Source organism: Brevibacterium atlanticum, from assembly GCF_011617245.1.
Taxonomy (GTDB): Bacteria; Actinomycetota; Actinomycetes; order Actinomycetales; family Brevibacteriaceae; genus Brevibacterium; species Brevibacterium atlanticum.
The window spans coordinates 2,676,364-2,693,715 of sequence record NZ_CP050152.1; the positions used below are offsets into that span (position 1 = coordinate 2,676,364).

Annotated in this window: 15 protein-coding genes; 1 reads left to right on the top strand and 14 read right to left on the bottom strand. The window is 66.3% G+C overall.

Translation table 11 applies throughout. From position 1 onward, the window contains the following. Positions 1 to 40: 40 nt before the first annotated feature. Positions 41 to 2,008 carry an ATP-dependent DNA helicase gene (locus tag GUY23_RS11930; RefSeq protein WP_228282265.1) on the bottom strand — a complete coding sequence of 656 codons (1,968 nt, stop codon included), beginning with the start codon at positions 2,006 to 2,008 and terminating at the stop codon, positions 41 to 43. After that, on the bottom strand, positions 2,005 to 3,477 hold the full coding sequence (hflX, locus tag GUY23_RS11935) for a GTPase HflX (protein WP_166972602.1): 1,473 nt from the start codon (positions 3,475 to 3,477) through the stop codon (positions 2,005 to 2,007). The genes GUY23_RS11930 and hflX overlap by 4 nt, the downstream gene beginning before the upstream one ends. A gap of 130 nt (positions 3,478 to 3,607) precedes the next feature. Between hflX and GUY23_RS11940 the strand changes: the two genes are divergently transcribed. Beyond that, positions 3,608 to 4,222: a class I SAM-dependent methyltransferase gene (locus GUY23_RS11940; protein ID WP_166972603.1), complete on the top strand. Its 615-nt coding sequence runs from the start codon at positions 3,608 to 3,610 to the stop codon at positions 4,220 to 4,222. 184 nt (positions 4,223 to 4,406) lie between these two features. Here GUY23_RS11940 and dapF read toward each other — a convergent pair whose 3' ends face one another. The 12 genes from dapF to GUY23_RS12000 all read right to left on the bottom strand — a co-directional run bounded on the left by dapF (position 4,407) and on the right by GUY23_RS12000 (position 17,341). Next, entirely contained in the window at positions 4,407 to 5,396 is a 990-nt protein-coding gene (gene dapF / locus GUY23_RS11945; RefSeq protein WP_166972604.1) for a diaminopimelate epimerase, read from the bottom strand. 97 nt (positions 5,397 to 5,493) lie between these two features. Continuing rightward, positions 5,494 to 6,426, bottom strand: a complete 933-nt coding sequence (gene miaA / locus GUY23_RS11950) for a tRNA (adenosine(37)-N6)-dimethylallyltransferase MiaA (protein ID WP_166972605.1) — start codon at positions 6,424 to 6,426, stop codon at positions 5,494 to 5,496. After that, a complete protein-coding gene (locus tag GUY23_RS11955; RefSeq protein ID WP_166972606.1) occupies positions 6,419 to 7,177 on the bottom strand; it encodes a hypothetical protein in 759 nt (252 codons plus the stop codon). The genes miaA and GUY23_RS11955 overlap by 8 nt, the downstream gene beginning before the upstream one ends. 1 nt (position 7,178) lies before the next feature. After that, positions 7,179 to 8,675, bottom strand: a complete 1,497-nt coding sequence (gene miaB, locus GUY23_RS11960) for a tRNA (N6-isopentenyl adenosine(37)-C2)-methylthiotransferase MiaB (RefSeq protein ID WP_166972607.1) — start codon at positions 8,673 to 8,675, stop codon at positions 7,179 to 7,181. Positions 8,676 to 8,801: 126 nt separating this feature from the next. Next, a complete protein-coding gene (locus tag GUY23_RS11965; RefSeq protein ID WP_166972608.1) occupies positions 8,802 to 9,686 on the bottom strand; it encodes a regulatory protein RecX in 885 nt (294 codons plus the stop codon). Continuing rightward, on the bottom strand, positions 9,667 to 10,770 hold the full coding sequence (recA, locus tag GUY23_RS11970; RefSeq protein WP_166972609.1) for a recombinase RecA: 1,104 nt from the start codon (positions 10,768 to 10,770) through the stop codon (positions 9,667 to 9,669). Before recA ends, GUY23_RS11965 begins: the two co-directional genes overlap by 20 nt. Before the next feature lie 473 nt (positions 10,771 to 11,243). Continuing rightward, entirely contained in the window at positions 11,244 to 11,471 is a 228-nt protein-coding gene (locus GUY23_RS11975; RefSeq protein ID WP_166972610.1) for a DUF3046 domain-containing protein, read from the bottom strand. Next, on the bottom strand, positions 11,471 to 11,800 hold the full coding sequence (locus GUY23_RS11980; RefSeq protein WP_139470108.1) for a helix-turn-helix domain-containing protein: 330 nt from the start codon (positions 11,798 to 11,800) through the stop codon (positions 11,471 to 11,473). Before GUY23_RS11980 ends, GUY23_RS11975 begins: the two co-directional genes overlap by 1 nt. A 177-nt stretch (positions 11,801 to 11,977) precedes the next feature. Then, positions 11,978 to 12,559 (bottom strand): CinA family protein, encoded by a 582-nt coding sequence (locus GUY23_RS11985; protein WP_166972611.1) that lies wholly within the window; start codon positions 12,557 to 12,559, stop codon positions 11,978 to 11,980. Then, positions 12,552 to 13,253 carry a CDP-diacylglycerol--glycerol-3-phosphate 3-phosphatidyltransferase gene (pgsA, locus tag GUY23_RS11990; RefSeq protein ID WP_166972612.1) on the bottom strand — a complete coding sequence of 234 codons (702 nt, stop codon included), beginning with the start codon at positions 13,251 to 13,253 and terminating at the stop codon, positions 12,552 to 12,554. The genes GUY23_RS11985 and pgsA overlap by 8 nt, the downstream gene beginning before the upstream one ends. A 152-nt stretch (positions 13,254 to 13,405) precedes the next feature. After that, positions 13,406 to 16,189, bottom strand: a complete 2,784-nt coding sequence (locus GUY23_RS11995; RefSeq protein ID WP_166972613.1) for an FtsK/SpoIIIE family DNA translocase — start codon at positions 16,187 to 16,189, stop codon at positions 13,406 to 13,408. Between the two features lie 420 nt (positions 16,190 to 16,609). After that, the gene (locus tag GUY23_RS12000; RefSeq protein WP_166972614.1) at positions 16,610 to 17,341 is read right to left on the bottom strand and encodes an ArsR/SmtB family transcription factor; all 732 of its coding nucleotides are present in this window, start codon (positions 17,339 to 17,341) and stop codon (positions 16,610 to 16,612) included. Positions 17,342 to 17,352: the final 11 nt, after the last annotated feature.

The window sequence follows — 17,352 nt, forward strand, 5'->3', positions numbered from 1 at the left end:
GTCGCGGGCGTTCGTTCTATTCCGGCTCTGCGTCGGCGGACTATTCTGACTCAGCCTCGGCGAGGCGGCTCAGGCTCGTGCGCACGAGCTGAGCGTTCGTCGTCGGCCACATCGGCGGCATCGAGTTGACGAGGAACCCGGCATAGCGTGCCGAGCGCAACCTGGAGTCGAGCACGGCGACGACTCCCCTGTCCTTCGTCGAGCGGATGAGTCGGCCGGCACCTTGGGCCAGTCGCAGGGCGGCGTGGGTCGCGGACACGGCCATGAAGCCGTTGACCCCATGCTGATCGGCATCGCGTGCCCGGGCCTGCATGAGCGGGTCGTCGGGCCGGGGGAACGGCAGTCGGTCGATGATGACGAGTCGGTTCGTCCGGCCCGGTACGTCGACGCCCTGCCACAGCGACATCGTGCCGAACAGGCAGGTCTGATCATCGCTGGTGAACTGGGAGACGAGTGCGGGCAGTCCGTCATCGCCCTGGAGCAGGATCGGGAAGTCGAACTTCGTGCGCAGGTGCTCGGCGGCAGCGTTCGCCGCGGCCCGTGAGGAGAAAAGGCCGAGGGCCCCACCGTTCGAGGCCTTGACGAGTTCTTCGAGCTCGGTGAGCGTCTCCGCGCTCAGACCGCTGCGACCGGGTTTGAGCAGGTGTGAGGCGACGTAGAGGATGCCCTGCTTGCCGTAGTCGAAGGGTGAGCCGACATCGAGGCTGTCCCATTTCGGAGCATCGGGCCCGAAGAGTCCCAGTGAGGCGGCCACCGCGTCGAAGTTCCCGCCCAAGGACAGGGTCGCCGAGGTGGCTACGACCGTGGATTCTTCGAAGATGCCGTTGCGCATGGTTCCGGCCACGCTCAGGGGTGCGACGACGAGGTTCGTCGTCTCCTTCTCTCTGAACGTCGACCGTGAGAGCCAGATGACGTCGTTCTTGCCCGGGTCGCAGAAGCGTTCGGCGAGTTCGAAGATCTCCTGGCAGCGGGCTTTGGCCATCTGCCGTCCGGCGTCGGCCTCCTCGGTCTTCCCGCCGATGTCGTTGATGATCTGGCGTGCGGAGTCGCGGATCTGTGCCAACGCCAGTCCGAGCGCCTCGCTCATGTGCAGGATGAGTCCCTCGGGCACGGAGGACTGGGCACGTTCAAGGGAGGCGGCCGCGGAGTCGAGCAGGGACACGACGCCGTCCTGGACCGTGGTGTGTTTGCGCACCGAGGAGGTCGCCGCCGAGAGCATGCTCGTGTTGATCTGACCCGACAGGGCGTTCGTCACCCGGTCTTTGAGTTCGTGCGCCTCGTCGATGATGATGACGTCGTGGTCGGGCAGCACGTTCGATTCGTCGAAGGCGTCGATGGCGAGCAGGGCGTGGTTGGTCACCACGATGTCGGCCTCGGCGGCCTTGTTCCGGGCGATCTCGGCGAAGCATTCGGTGACCAGCGGGCAGTTCGCACCGAGGCAGTCGAAGGCGTTGACGGACACCTGTGACCAGGCTCGGTCGCTGACGCCGGGCAGGAGGTCGTCGCGATCACCGGTGTCGGTGGTCTTCTCCCAGGTGCGGATCCGTTGGATCTCCTCCCCCAGGCCCGAGCGTTCGGAGGGTTTGCGTCCCGCCTCGGCGTCGGCACCGAGGTCGAAGAGCATTCCCTCGCCCTCGTCGGGGTAGCCGCCGGAGAGCTTGTGCTTGCACACATAGTTCCGTCGCCCCTTGAGCAGCGCTGCCCGCGGCAGCGGATCGAGGTCCTTCTTCACGGCTTTGAACAGTCGCGGCAGGTCGCGGTGGATGATCTGCGTCTGCAGCGCCAGGGTCGCCGTGGACACGACGACCTTGCCGCCGGTGCGGGTGACGTATTCGGCCGCGGGGACGAGGTAGGCCAGGGACTTTCCCGTGCCCGTGCCAGCTTGGACGAGGAGGTGAATCCCCTTGTCCACCGCCGAGGCGACCGCTTGGGCCATCTCCTGCTGACCGGTGCGTGTCGAACCGCCGATCGCCCCGACGGCCGACTCGAGGAGCTCTTCGACCGTCACTGATCGATGACCAGGTCCGGACGCTGGAATTCACGCAGCTCGTCGACGATTTCGGCGGGCACCTTCGCCTGCAGGCTCGTGCCCTCTGCTCCATGTTCTTCGTGTTCGACGGTGCCCAGTGCGTAGATCTTCGACACGAGGTCCCCGCGCTCGTAGGGAATGAGCACGGTGATATCGATGTCGGGGGCGGGCAGGCGCTCCTCAATGGCTTCGACGAGTCCGTCGATTCCGTTCTCCGTGACTGCGGAGACGAACCGAGCGTGCGGATACTCCGCGCGCAGACCGGTGATCACGGCCTCCTCGGCGAGGTCGGCTTTGTTGAACACGAGCAGCTCGGGGATCTCTTCGGTCTCGACGTCCTTGAGGACGTCGCGTACGGCCTGGATCTGTCCGTGCGGATCCGGGTGGGAGGCGTCGACGACGTGGAGGAGGAGATCCGAGCCGGCGGCCTCCTCCAGGGTCGAGCGGAAGGCTTCGACGAGCTGGTGGGGCAGGTTGCGGACGAAGCCGACGGTGTCGGTGTAGGTGAAGGTGATGCCGTCGGCTGTGCGGGCCTGTCTCACGGTGGGATCAAGGGTCGCGAACAGCGCGTTCTGCACCATCACCTCGGCGTCGGTGAGGCGATTGAGCAGGGAGGACTTCCCGGCGTTCGTGTATCCGACGATCGCGACGGAGGGCACATGATTGCGGGCGCGGTTCTTCCGCTTCGTCTCCCGCGAGGGCGCCATGTTCGCGATCTCGCGGCGCAGCTTCGACATGCGGGTGCGGATGCGGCGGCGATCGAGCTCGATCTTCGTCTCACCGGGTCCGCGGGAGCCGATTCCGGCACCGCCGGCGACACGGCCGCCGGCCTGACGGGACAGCGATTCGCCCCAGCCGCGCAGGCGGGGCAGGAGGTATTCGAGTTGGGCGAGTTCGACCTGGGCCTTGCCCTCGCGGGACTTCGCGTGCTGGGCGAAGATGTCGAGGATGAGGGCGACACGGTCGACGACCTTGATCTTGATGACGTCCTCGAGTCCGCGTCGCTGGCTGGGGGCGAGTTCGGAGTCGATGATCACGGTGTCGGCGCCGACGGCGGCGACGATCTCGGCGAGCTCCGCGGCCTTGCCCTTGCCGAGGTATGTGCCCGGGTCCGGCTTGTCGCGGCGTTGGATGAGCGCGTCGAGGACCTCGGAGCCGGCGGTCTCGGCCAGCGCTGCGAGCTCGCGGATCGAGTTCTCTGCCTCGGCCTGCGTGGTGTTCCAGATCCCGGCGAGCACGACGCGCTCGAGCCTGATCTGGCGGTATTCGACCTCGGTGACATCTTCGAGTTCGGTGGAGAGTCCGGCCACGCGGGTGAGCGCGGCACGTTCTGCGAGGTCGAACTGGTCGTCCTCGTGGGTGGTGTCGTGATCGCTCAGCGCCTGGGCGCTGCGGGAGAGCACACGGTCGAGCATCGCGTCGCGACGCTCCTTGTCTTCAGACGTCATTCATTCCTTTGTTCTTGGGCCGCCTGCACGTGACTGAGCGTGCGGGGGTCATCATCGTCGGCACCAACGGTGGTGCTGTGCACCGGGAACGGTGTCCATCAATTCTCCCACAGCCGTCTAGACTGAAGTGGTGTCAGAGCACTATTTCACCGAATCGCCGAGCAGCGAGGCCAAGACCAGGCAGCTGAGCCTCGATCTGGGCGGCCATGATGTCACCGTCGAAACCGTATCAGGCACCTTCTCCCCCGCGCGCCTCGACCTCGGCACGGCCGTGCTGCTGCGGCATCTGCCCGAGCCTCCGGTCGGGGATGTGCTCGACCTCGGCTGCGGTTGGGGGCCGATCGCTCTGCATACGGGGCTGCAGGCCAAGGACGCCGAGGTGGACGTGCGGGTGTGGGCGCTCGACGTCAATTCTCGATCGCTTGAGACGACTGCGGCCAATGCCCGCAGGTTGGGTCTCGATTCGATCCGGACTGTCACCGCCGATGAGATTCCCGCGGATCTGCGGTTCGCCGCGATCCGGTCCAATCCCCCGATCCGCATCGGCAAGGAGGCACTCCACGAGCTGCTCGAGACGTGGCTGCCGCGCTTGGCGCCGGGCGGTCGCGCGGATCTGGTGGTGTCGAAGAACCTCGGCGCCGACTCGCTGCAGAAGTGGATCGTGGGGATGCTCGGCGACGGGTTCGAGGTCACGCGGACGGGCTCGTCGAAGGGCTTCCGTGTGCTCACCGTCCATCGCGGCTGATCAGAACCGTCAACCGCGGCTGATCTGGACCGTCACGGCCGCTGAGGTGACCGTCCATACCGCTGAGGTGACCGTCAGGCACTCCGCCTCGCCGAGGTGGCCCGGCACTCCCAGCGCCAGGTTCCGCACTCCCAGCGCCAGGTTCGGAACTCCCGAGCGAGGTTCGGAACTCCCAGCGCCAGGTTCAGTCGATCGTGCCGCTGGCGACGAGCACCGCGGGTCCGGCGAGGCTGACGCGGCCGCTGGTGCCTTCGGGATTCGGTTCGATCTCGATGCGCAGCTGACCGCCGGGGACGTCGACTCGCCACTGCAGCGGTGACCTCTCGCCGGCCCAGTGGTGGGCGGCGATCGCGGCGGCGCAGGCACCGGTGCCGCACGAGCGGGTTTCGCCGACGCCGCGTTCGAAGACGCGCATGCGCAAGGCGCCCTCTCCTCCGGCGACATCGGAGCGGGCCGGTTCCATGACGATGTATTCGACGTTGGATCCCTGAGTGGGAACCGGGTCGAGGACGGGTGCGTCACGAAGTTCGGCGGCGTCGAGCTCGGAGTGTTCGGCCAGGGCGACGACGGTGTGCGGGTTGCCGGTGGCGACGCGCAGTCCGGGTCTGGCGACTTCGATGCCGCCGGTGGTCACGAGCACGGAACTCGACGGGTCGAGCGACCATTCGCCCATGTCGATCGTGTACCAGGAGTCACTGGCCGCCCCGGGCCCGTTGGTGCCAGTTCCGACGACGTCGTCGCCGGTCTGGACTCCGAGGGCAGGGTTGAGGGTGGTGCGTACGGTCTTGATGCCGTCACGGGTGCCGACGATGATCTCGCGGGCATCGGCGGGCACGCGTCCGCTGGTCACGAGCGCGTGGGCGAAGACGCGGACGCCGTTGCCGCACATCTCGGACAGGCTGCCGTCGCTGTTGTAGTAGTCCATGAACCACTCAGCGCCGGCTTCGGCCTGTTCGGCGGCACCCGGGATGCCGCTGGCGGCCGAACGGACGATGCGGATGATGCCGTCGGCGCCGAGTCCGGCCCGCCGATCAGCCAGCGTGGCCACGGTTTCGGGGTGCATCTCAAGTCGGCTGTCGTCGTCGGAGAGGAGGACGAAGTCGTTCTGGGTGCCGTGTCCTTTGACGAACTCGGCTTCGGCCCAGGCGGCGAACGGGGAATCCGGGGTGCTCATGTCTCCATCCTATCGGTGGGCGAACGGCGAACGATACAGTCCGCGTTCAGGACCGTGGAATGGTCGCCTCGGCGAGGTGTTCGCCCCGCGTCGGCGCTCAGGACCGACCGAGGACCTCGAGTGCGGCCACGAGGTTCGCTTCGGCGTCGACGGCTGTGCCGTCGATCCAGTGGATGCGCGGGTCTCGCCGGAACCAGGTGTCCTGTCGGCGGGCGAACTGTCGGGTCCTGACCGTCGTCTCCTCCTTCGCCTCCGCTGCGGTGAGGTCGCCGTCGAGGTAGCGTCGGATCTGTGCGTAGCCGATGGCGCGTGCGGCGGTCTTTCCCTCCGCCAGGCCGAACTCGAGCAGGCGCCGGACCTCATCGACCCAGCCCATCTCCCACATCGCCTCCACGCGTGTCGCGATGCGCTGGTGGAGGACTGGACGGTCCATGCTCAGACCCAGGTGGATCGTCGGTTCGATCTCCTGATAGTCCGGCAGCTGCGCGCTGAAGGGTCGACCCGTGAGCTCGATGACCTCAAGGGCGCGGGCGATGCGCCGCTGATCGTTGACAGTGATCTTCTCCGCAGCTGCCGGGTCGAGTGCCGCCAGCTGCTGATGCATCCCCCACCGGTCGACAGCGACCTCGGCCTCAAGCCGGGCGCGGACGTCAGCGTCGGTGCCGGGGAATTCCATGTGGTCGACGGCGGCACGGACATAGAGCCCGGATCCGCCGACGAGGATGGGCCGCCGCCCGCGGTCACGAACCTCGGCGATGGCCCCCCGTACCCGCGATTGGAAGTCCTGCACGTTCGCTTCTTCGGTGACGTCGAGGAAGTCGATGAGATGGTGCGGAATGCCGCGCCGTTCGCTCACGGGCAGCTTCGCGGTACCGATGTCCATCCCCCGGTAGAACTGCATCGAATCCGTGTTGATGATCTCCCCGCCGAGGTGGCCGGCAAGATCGAGCGCCAGGTCCGACTTCCCCGTGGCTGTGGCACCGACGACGGTGATGATCGGCTGCCGGTCGTCGTTCGCAGGCTCAGTCATCGTCGGCTCGCGTCCACGTGCCGGTGCCGCAGATCGAACGCACATCGTGCACCGGTTCATCGAAGACGAGGTCGAATGGCGACAACGTGGCATTCGCGCTGATGAGGTTACGGATTCCTGCTTCGACCACGGTGAGGTCGGCATGGACATCGCGTGCCTGGAAGCAGAGGTCGAACAACCGGTCGGAGTCGACCGCGACAACGACGTCCGAACTGGTGGTGAGGGAACCACCGGCAAGAGAACGATCAGTGGTGCCCGAGTTCAGCGCCGCAGAGCTCTCGGCGGTGAGCGCGTCGACGAGGTCGGCATCGAATTCAGCGGCACCGTCGATGGGTGCCAACGGAGCATCGTCCGTGGCGGCACCGGACAGATCGAGCGGCAGGAGCAGGTTCTCGCTGCTGCCGATCGGCCCGACCGCCACCTCGGCGGCGTGAGCGTGTAGCAACGCGACGATGATGGCGGGGTCGGCCGCCTCGGCGAGCTGACGATCTGCGGGTGTCAGGGATTCGACGGCCTCGATCCATTCCGGACCCGTAAGCAGCCGGCCGGTCTCGGTCTCGATTCCGCGGTCGATGCCCCAGCCTCCGAGCCCGGCCACCGGGGGCAGGGTCTCGACCGGCAGCGCCCACGATTCCTCGGTGCGCAGCACCTGCCGAATGGCTTCGCGCAACCGGGCGATCTGCGGCGGTTCGCTGCGGTCGACGTCGTCGAGCAGCACCGGGGCCGCCGGGATGAGGGCAGAGGTGCCCATCTCAGGCGCGGGGGCGGATGGTCGGCATGCCCAGGTTGGTCGTGCCGGCCGCGCCCGGACCGGGGGTGGGTGCTCCGCAGCTGTCGGCCTGCGCCCGATCGTAGGCGTCGCCGGCGCGGGACGGGCGCACCGAGTATCCCGAGTCGGCGAGGAGGAAGTAGGGCTTCGCCTCGGTGACGGTGGCGGTGACGAAGTCACCCGGGCGGGGCAGCTCGGCGCCTTCGGGGATGCCGACGTGGACGAGGCGGTTGTCGGCGGCGCGTCCGCTCAGGCGCGGGGAATCGTCGTGCGGCAGTTTCGTCACGAGCACCTCGACCTCCCGGCCGATCTGCTGTTTGTTCTCGTCCCACGCGATCTCGTCCTGGAGGGCGGTGAGGCGTTCGAAGCGTTCCTGCACGATCTCCTTGGGCACCTGTCCCTCCATCGTTGCCGCCGGTGTGCCGGGACGGATCGAGTACTGGAAGGTGAATGCCTGGGAGAAGCGTGCCCGGCGGACGATGTCCATCGTGCCTTGGAAGTCCTCTTCGGTCTCCCCGGGGAAGCCGACGATGATGTCGGTGGTGATCGCCGCGTGCGGGATGCGTTCGCGCACGGTGTCGAGGATGTTCATGAATCGCTTGGTCCGGTAGGAGCGGCGCATGGATTTGAGGATCGTATCCGACCCGGATTGCAGCGGCATGTGCAGCTGCGGCATCACGGTCAGGGTCTCGGCCATAGCGTCGATGACGTCGTCGGAGAACGCAGCGGGGTGCGGGCTGGTGAAGCGGACGCGTTCGATGCCGTCGACGTTGCCGACGGCGCGCAGCAGCTTCGCAAACGCACCTTTGTCGCGGAATTCAGCGCCGTAGGAGTTGACGTTCTGTCCCAACAGGGTGACTTCGACGACTCCGTCGGCCACAAGCGCTTCGACCTCGGCGAGGATGTCGCCGGGGCGGCGGTCCTTCTCCTTGCCGCGCAGGCTGGGCACGATGCAGAAGGTGCAGGTGTTGTTGCAGCCGACGGAGATCGAGACCCATCCGGAGTGCTGGGATTCGCGGCGGCTGGGCAGAGTGGAGGGGAAGACGTCGAGGCTTTCGAGAATCTCGACCTGGGCTTCCTCGTTGTGGCGGGCACGTTCGAGCAGCGCCGGCAGTGAACCCATGTTGTGGGTGCCGAAGACGACGTCGACCCAGGGAGCCTTCTTCACGATGGTGTCCCGGTCCTTCTGTGCCATGCAGCCGCCGACGGCGATCTGCAGACCGGGGTGGTGCTCCTTGACCTTCGCGAGCTGGCCGAGGTTGCCGTAGAGGCGGTTGTCGGCGTTCTCGCGCACGGCGCAGGTGTTGAAGACGACGACGTCAGCTTGGTCGTCGGTGTCTGCCTGGATGTACCCGGCGTCGTCGAGGAGTCCGGAGAGTCGCTCGGAGTCGTGCACATTCATCTGGCAGCCGTAGGTCTTCACCTCGTAGCTGCGCGGGGTGTTCCCGGTCGTCGTCGGAGAGTCAATCAGTTCAGTCATGGCGCATCCATTCTAGCCGTTCCCTGGCTCCGGAGCCTCACTCGAAGAGCGGGGTCACCACCTGCGGAAACGCGGCGTCACTGGCGGAAACGCGGCGCCACCGGGGAACCGGGGAACCGGGGAGCGTCAGTCTTCGGCGAGGACTTCTCTGGTCACCTTGATGCAGATCGCCGAAGGGAATCCGCGCCGCGCGAGCATGCCGAGGATGCGGCGCTCGCGCACCGCATAGTCGAGTCGGCGTGTGGAAGCGGCCTTCTTCGCAGCAACCTCCCGGGCGAGGTCCTCTTCTCCGTCGACGTCGGCGACGGCTTCGGAGGCGAGTTCGGGGCTGATGCCTTTCTTGCTGAGTTCACGTTTGAGCACGGATTTCGACAGCTTCCGGTTCTCCCGCTGCGCGCGGACGAAACGATGGGCGAACTCCTCATCGTTGAGCAGCCGAGAGTTCTCGAGTTTGTCGAGGAGGACGTCGACGGCCTCGGGCATGAGGTCGCGTTTGAGCAGCTTCTTCCGCAGCTCCTCCCGCGAGTGGTCGCGCATCGCGAGCATGTTCATCGCCGTCTTCTTCGCCTGTGCATAGTCGGCGTCGAAGTCCGGGCCCTCATTCTCATCGTCAGCGAAGCCCGCGACATTGGAGTCATCGCCAGTGGTACCACCGGCACCGGCGTCGGTCCAGTCGTCGGCGACGAGATCAGAGGCATCGACGAAGTCGGGAACGGCTTCAGCATCGCCTTCTGCCCAGCCGTTGTCGGGCTCCCTGCGGGCAGGCTTGCCACCGACCCGCTTCTTCTTCCGGGCACCCGCACCCAAGCCTGCACCGCGCTCCTCGTCGATGCCGCTCAGTCCGGCGAAGAACCCGGCCTCGCCTTCGGCATGGCGCTGGTCGATCTCGGAGATCGCACTGCGCAGTTCCGAGAGTGTCGCGGCCTGCCCCGAGTCCCCCGCACCGCCCTTCTGGGCTGGTGCGGCGGACTCGTCGTCGGGCCGCGGGGTGTCAGGAGACTTCGACGTCATCCGACTGTGCTTCTCCGACTGCCTCGGTCTCTTCCCCAGCCTCAGCCTCGGGCTCGTCGGCCTTGATGAGACCCAGCTTGTGCTTGATCTTCAGCTCGATCTCTTCGGCGAGTCCCGGGTTGTCGCGGAGGAAGTTGCGGACGTTTTCCTTGCCCTGTCCCAGCTGGTCGCCGTCGTAGGTGAACCAGGAACCGGATTTGCGGACGATTCCGTTGTCGACACCCATATCGATGAGGCTGCCCTCGCGGGAGATTCCCTGTCCGTAGAGGATGTCGAACTCGGCCTGCTTGAACGGCGGGGCGACCTTGTTCTTCACGATCTTCGCCCGTGTCCGGTTGCCCACCGCGTCCTGACCTTCCTTGAGGGTCTCGATGCGGCGGACGTCGATGCGCACCGAAGCGTAGAACTTCAGCGCTTTACCACCCGAAGTGGTCTCCGGGGAGCCGAAGAAGACGCCCACCTTCTCACGCAGCTGGTTGATGAAGATCGCGGTGGTCTTCGACTGGGCAAGGGCACCGGTGATCTTTCGCAGCGCCTGCGACATCAGGCGGGCCTGGAGGCCGACGTGGCTGTCGCCCATCTCGCCCTCGATCTCGGCCTTCGGCACGAGGGCCGCGACGGAGTCGATGACGATGACGTCGAGGGCGCCGGAGCGGATGAGCATATCGGCGATCTCGAGTGCCTGCTCACCGGTGTCCGGCTGGGAGACGAGGAGCTGATCGGTGTCGACGCCGAGCTTCTTCGCGTACTCGGGATCGAGGGCGTGTTCGGCGTCGATGAAGGCTGCGATGCCGCCGCCCTTCTGCGCGTTGGCCACAGCGTGCAGCGCCACGGTCGTCTTACCGGAGGATTCCGGTCCGTAGATCTCGACGACGCGGCCGCGCGGCAGGCCGCCGATGCCCAGCGCGATGTCGAGGGCGACCGAACCGGTCGGGATCGAGGCGATCGGTTCGCGAACGCCCTCTCCCAGACGCATGATCGCGCCCTTGCCGTAGTTGCGATCGATCTGCCCCAGGGCGGCGTCGAGGGCCTTCGACTTATCGCCGCCGGTGGGGACCTGAAGGTTCTTGGGTGTACGTGCCATGACGTCTCCTCATCGTTGCTTTTCCTTTGAGACCAAGGCTAGAAGATGGCACTGACATAACGACAGAGGAAGAGATTCCCCGGTGGATAACCAGCCACTCGACATCACAGGTCCCGCGATTCCTCACCAGGATAGCGCACATGGGAACAGGTGTTCTATATATTCGAGCGTGTCGCGTGTCTCCCGAGAACCTACGCAAAGATCTACGCGGATGCCAGACCCAGCTGCCAGGTGAGTCCGAAACGATCGCCCACCCAGCCGAACGGTCCGGACCCCCATAGTCGTCGAGCGGCATGAATACGGTCCCCTGATCGCTCAGCGCGGTTTACATGCGCTCCAGCTCTTCGGCCGACACGCAGTCGACCATGAGGGACACAGCAGGGGTGATGTTCCATTCACGCGGTCAGTCTGCACTTCGAAAGCACCCGACCAGTTGCTTCCCTGCCGGCTGCAGACCCGGCGCGAACCCCGCCTCAGAACGGGCGGGAGCGCGGCTTCTCTTTGCCCAAACGGCGGGACTCGGGAACACCCATGGAGTCGCAGACCGCGATCCAGATGTCGCGCGGCTCTACCCCGGCATCGAATGCCTGCGCCGCGGTACGCGAACCCAGGGAGCTCAGAGTCAGGTCGGTGTGCAGGGAGGCAGCACGAGCCTCACCGAACTCCTCGTTCATGAGGATCCAGTAGAGAGTGTGGCGCATCAGGGCTTAGCAGCCAGCCGCGGAGCAGAGTATCCCTCGGGGTGACCGAGGATCTTGTCCGAGAGCTCCTGCGGAATGGTGTCGGGGATCTGCACACCTTCTTCTAGAGCGAAACGATCAGACACCGATGACAGCAGGGCCGACAACGGCAAGTCGAGTGCTTCGCAGATCGCAGACAGCAACTCGGACGAGGCTTCCTTCTGTCCGCGCTCGATCTCGCTGAGGTAGCCCAGCGACACGCTGGCTCCTGTCGAGACATCGCGCAGGGTGCGGCCTTGACGACGGCGGGCGGAACGTAGTGCGTCGCCGATTTCGACTCTCAGTAACATAACGCGGCCCTCCCTTTGTCAGCGCGTCCCGTCGGGGTAGTTCCAACAACCTTACAACCTGGCCGTGACACAGCACCAACCTGGTGCCCCGAGCGGATGGTATTGCCAGTCCATTCGAAGACTCTGGAGAATATTCGTCCCATAGGCATTACTCGATCAACCCCGCCGACGGTGAACTTATTCCGTGCTCGGCCCGTCAGGATCCGCGGCATCAGGCCCCGCAGGATTCCCCGCACCGGTCCCGGTCGAATTGCCAGCGCTCGGCCCGTACGCAAGCTCGGCGACGAACTCCTCGAGGTTGACCGACATCGCCTGCACCGTTGATGTGCGGATCGCGTCGCGATCGCCGGTGAACTCGTGTTCGAAGACCTTCGACTTGCCGCCGAAGGCGATCGCCGTATAGACGAGCCCGACGGGTTTGTCGTCCTGCGGGTCCGGTCCGGCGACCCCGGTGCACGAGATTCCGATGTCGGCGACGCACTTCGCGGCCGTGCCGACAGCCATCTGTGCGGCGACGACTGGGTCGATCGGACCCGTCTCCTCGAGGTGGTCGGCATCGACGCCGGCCAGGCTCGCCTTGAGATCGGTGGCATACGTGACCAGTCCCCCGCGGACGACTGCTGAGGCTCCGGGGACGTCGACGAGGGAGGCGACGAAGCGCCCTCCGGTCAATGACTCCGCCGACGCGACCGACAGTCCCAGCCGGGCGCACGTGGCGATGATGCGCCGGTTGATCTCGAGGTGCTCGGACTCAGCCACGAGCGCCGTTTCCGTTCCCCGGGCCGCTGTCGCCTCGACCGCTGCCGTCTCCCGCACCTGCTGCCCCGCCCTGGGCCTCGCGGTAGAGCTTGACTGCCTGCACGCAGTAGTCGACGCCGGTGACGATGGTGACGACGATGGCTGCGGTCATGACAACCCACGCGAAGACGAGCAGGATGACGTAGACGACCGAGGGCACGAGCGGCGCCAGCGGGTAGATGAGCAGGAAGAGACCGATGGCCACGGTCTGGAGCACCGTCTTGATCTTCCCGCCGCGGGAGGCGGGCATGACGGCGATGCGGATCATGAAGAACCTAAGCACCGTGATGCCGAACTCGCGCACGAGGATGATCACCGGCACCCACCAGGGCAGTTCGACGATTATCGCCAGACCGATGAGTGCTGCGGCCATGAGCGACTTGTCGGCGATGGGGTCGGCGATCTTGCCGAAGTTCGTCACCAGGTTGTGTTTGCGTGCCAGATCGCCGTCGATCTTGTCGGTGAGCATCGCGAGCAGGAACACGACGAGCGCCCACCATCGGGTCGTCACGTCATCGCCTCCGTGGGCCAGCAGAAGGACCAGGAAGACGGGCACCATGAGGATGCGCAGCACCGTGAGCGCGTTCGGAAGATTCCACGGACTCGGTTCTGCGGCGGGCTGCTGAGAGGCTCCGGCCTCGGCTCGATCGTTCACATCTCCACCCTATCGGAGGGAGCTGGGCAGATCATCGCAAACACCATCGCCGAGGTGGGGCTCCGGTGATCCGGTGCCCCACCTCGGCGATGGGTGCGGTTGTTCGAGTCGGGAACGCACGCGCGTTCCGCGACGACGTCGGGCGTCGAGCCTCAGCGGCCGGTGAGCTGCCAGGCGTCCTCTCCGCTGGCTTCGACGACCTCGAGCCCGGTCTCCGGGTCGATGTCGCCGATGCTGAGGTCCTCGGCGTGGCCGACGCCGTGGGCGTAGCGGTCGGACGAACCGGAGCCGTGCGACGGGGCCGAGCCGTGGGAGGTGTGCCCGTAGTCGTCGTTGAACTCCTCATCGTAGTCGCCGGCAGCCGAGGCGTGCCCGGCCTGTCCCTGACCTTGACCTCCCTGGGTCTGACCCTCACCTGTCGGGACCTCGGCGGCTGCTCCGCCGGAGTCCTCGGGTGGGGTCTCGCCCTTGATGATCGCCAGCGTGCCGGGCAGGTCGTCGGGACGCACGAGCACATCGCGGGCCTTCGATCCCTCGGAGGGGCCGACGATGCCGCGGGACTCCATGAGGTCCATGAGACGGCCGGCCTTGGCGAAGCCGACGCGCAGCTTGCGCTGGAGCATCGAGGTCGAACCGAACTGGGTGGTGACGACCTGCTCGATCGCCTGGAGCAGCAGCTCGAGGTCGTCTCCGATGTCCTCGTCGATCTGCTTCTTCGGCGCCTCGACGGCGACGTCTTCGCGGTAGTTCGGGGTGAGCTGGCTCTTGACGTGTTCGACGACCTTCTCGATCTCGGACTCGTTGACCCAGGCACCCTGGACACGCATGGGCTTGGCCGCACCCATCGGCAGGAACAGGGCGTCACCCTGACCGATGAGCTTCTCCGCACCGGGCTGGTCGAGGACGACTCGGGAGTCGGCCAGCGACGAGGTCGCGAACGCCAGACGTGAGGGCACGTTGGCCTTGATGAGGCCGGTGACGACGTCGACGCTGGGTCGCTGGGTGGCGAGCACGAGGTGGATGCCGGCGGCACGCGCGAGCTGCGTGATGCGCTGGATCGAGGCCTCGACGTCGCGCGGGGCGACCATCATGAGGTCGGCGAGCTCGTCGACGACCACGAGCAGGTACGGGTAGGGCTGGAGCACGCGTTCGGATCCGGCCGGGGGCTGGATGCGGCCCTCGCGGACGGCCTTGTTGAACTCCTTGACGTGCTTGAACCCGTAGTTCGCGAGGTCGTCGTAGCGGGCGTCCATTTCGCGCACGACCCATTCGAGCGCCTCGGCGGCCTTCTTCGGGTTCGTGATGATCGGGGTGATCAGGTGCGGGATGCCTTCGTAGATCGTCAGCTCGACGCGCTTGGGGTCGACGAGGATCATGCGCACCTCGTCGGGGGTCGCACGCATCATGATCGAAGTGATCATCGAGTTCACGAAGCTCGACTTACCGGCACCGGTAGCACCGGCGACGAGCAGGTGGGGCATCTTGGAGAGGTCAGCGACGACGAATCCGCCTTCGACGTCCTTGCCCACGCCCATGACCATCGGGTGGTCGGTCTTGCGGGCGGCCTTCGAGCGCAACACGTCGCCCAGGGCCACGTTCTCACGGTCGGAGTTCGGGATCTCGATGCCGATGGCCTTCTTGCCGGGGATCGGCGAGAGGATGCGGACATCGGCACTGGCCACGGCGTAGGCGATGTTCTTGCTCAGCGCCGTGACCTTCTCGACCTTGGTGCCGGCGCCGAGCTCCACCTCGTAGCGGGTGACCGTGGGTCCGCGGGAGAACCCGGTGACCTGGGCGTCGATCTTGAACTGCTCGAGGACGTCGCGCAGGGCTTCGACGACGCGGTCGTTGGCCTCGGAGCGCTCCTTGGCGGGCGGTCCGGGGACGAGGTAGTCCGAGGACGGCAGGGTGTAGGTGACGTCGCCGGCTAGGGTGAGCTGTTCGACCCGTTCGGGCAGCTGCTCGGTCGGGGGCGGCGCGGGGGCGTTGGTGATCGGCACCGGCGCCGAGGCGGCTGCGGACTCGGCCTTCTTCGCCTCGTTCGCGGCGTCATCGTCCATCCCGATGGTCTTCTTCAGCGCGGCCATTTCGCGTTCGGCCTTGGTCGGGCGGCGCTGACCGGGCTTGAGCTTCGGCTCGGTGTCGATGACCGCAGTGTCGGTCTCGTCCTCGGAGATCTCGTTCTCGTTGATGTAGGCCTTGTCGTAGGCCTTGGTCACGGCTTCGTCGTCGGCGGATTCGGAGTCGAGATCGGGGATCTCGGTCTTCTTCTTCCGGCTGCGGCGCTTGGAGCCCAGGACGGGCTTGAGATCGGCGGTCCGGCCGTTCTCGGCAACGAGGTCGGATTGCTTGGTTTCGGCCGCCTCGGCGTCGGAATCGGGCCGGGCTCCCCCGGTCAGTCGCCAGTAGAGGTCGGTCAGGCGTTTGGGGATCGCGCGGACCGGGGTGGCGGTGATGACGAGGAGGGAGAAGAGCCCGAGGAGGACGAGCAGCGGCACGGCCACGTAGACCGTGGTGGCGGTCGTCAGCGGTGAGGAGATGACGAAGCCGAGGGCGCCGCCGCCGTTGGCCATGGCCTCACGAGAGTTGACGAAGCTCGGGTTGCCGGCTGCGATGTGGGCGAGGCCGGAGGCGGACAGCAGCAGGAAGATCCCGCCGATGAGGATCCGGTTGTTGCCGCGGTTGTCGTGGCCGCGGAGGAACAGGCGGATCGAGTAGCAGGTGAAGAGCAACGGCAGAGCGAGTGCCACGCGTCCGAAGGTGCCCTCGACGATCGAGCGCACCACGTCGCTGATCGCGCCGGGGATATTCCACCATTCGAAGGCGGCGATGACGATCGAGAGCCCGATGAGGAAGAACGCTGTGCCGTCCCTCTTCGTCGGTGATTGATCGGTCGGTTCGTCGCTCAGGGTCTTTCGCGCACGGTTTCCGGCCATGTGGGCCACTCCATTCCACGCACCGGTGACAACATTTGTCCCGGTTTCTTCGGTCCCCGCTTTGCCGGACCGACCAGCGTTTTTGGACGCTGTGCGCTTTCCGGAACCAGAAGCGGGGGAAGTCGTTCTGGTCGCCATGTCTCTCATCTTAGGACGATATGGTGCTCCTGCCCAGCAAACCCGCAGGTTTCGGCGTGCCACGGCGTGGGGGTATGGGCGGGGTTCGTGTGGGTGGGCGGGGCTCGCGTGGATAGCCCAAGGCGCCGGTGTAGCCCTTCCCTGCGTCGTGCAAGTTGCGTCAATACCCGGGCGCGCCTCGACTTTCCCACCGGCGGAGCCGCATCCTCCCCTCCGGTAGCGGCCCGTTAGGTGGGCGTTCTGGTCGGATCCCCCTGAGTTTTTTCCGACCAGAACGCCCACCTAGTGAAGTTGATCAGGCTCCGTAGTGCGCGCCGGCACCCCATTACGTGCTTTCGACTCGTCGGCACCTGACCGATCCGGGCTGGTTGCGGGCGAACTCGAGTGCATGGCAATGAACAGCCCCCACTGACTTGCCCCGTCCTTCTTCCGGCGACCGCGGAACTCCTCGAAGAGTTCGTCGATGCGCGCGCGGAACTCGTCGACTTCGTCGGGCGTGAGCATCGCGGCCATCCGTCCCATCGTCCGCTCCTCATAGGGGGCCGCGGTGAACTCTGCGGTGAAGGCTTCGAGCATCTGGTGCGTCATGTCCCCGGTATTGAGGAACCAGCTCTTGCCCGTCGCCCGGTAGGGAATCTCTCTGGCCCCACGTCTGCCTCGCCTGACCTCCTGCGCTTCGAGGAATCCGGTGTCGGCGAGCATGCGCACATGATGCAGTGAGGTCGCCGGGTTGAGCCCAGCCGCCTCGGCGATCTCCCTATTGCTCAGCGCCTCGTCGAGACACAGCCGCAGAATTCGGATCCGTATGCTCGAAGCCAGCGCCTTCGCCTCGGCATCGGTGGCATCCCGACGCTCGACAGCCCGGGCCACAGCACCCGCCCTCACCGTCCCGGAATCACCGGCATCCGCCGTGCGCCCGTCGGCGGCGGCACTGATCGGCCTCAGCACCGCCGCGGAGTCACCGGAATCCGGACCGCTCACGGGCGTGACCGCCTCGGTGCGCTCTTCATTCATAGGCACCACGC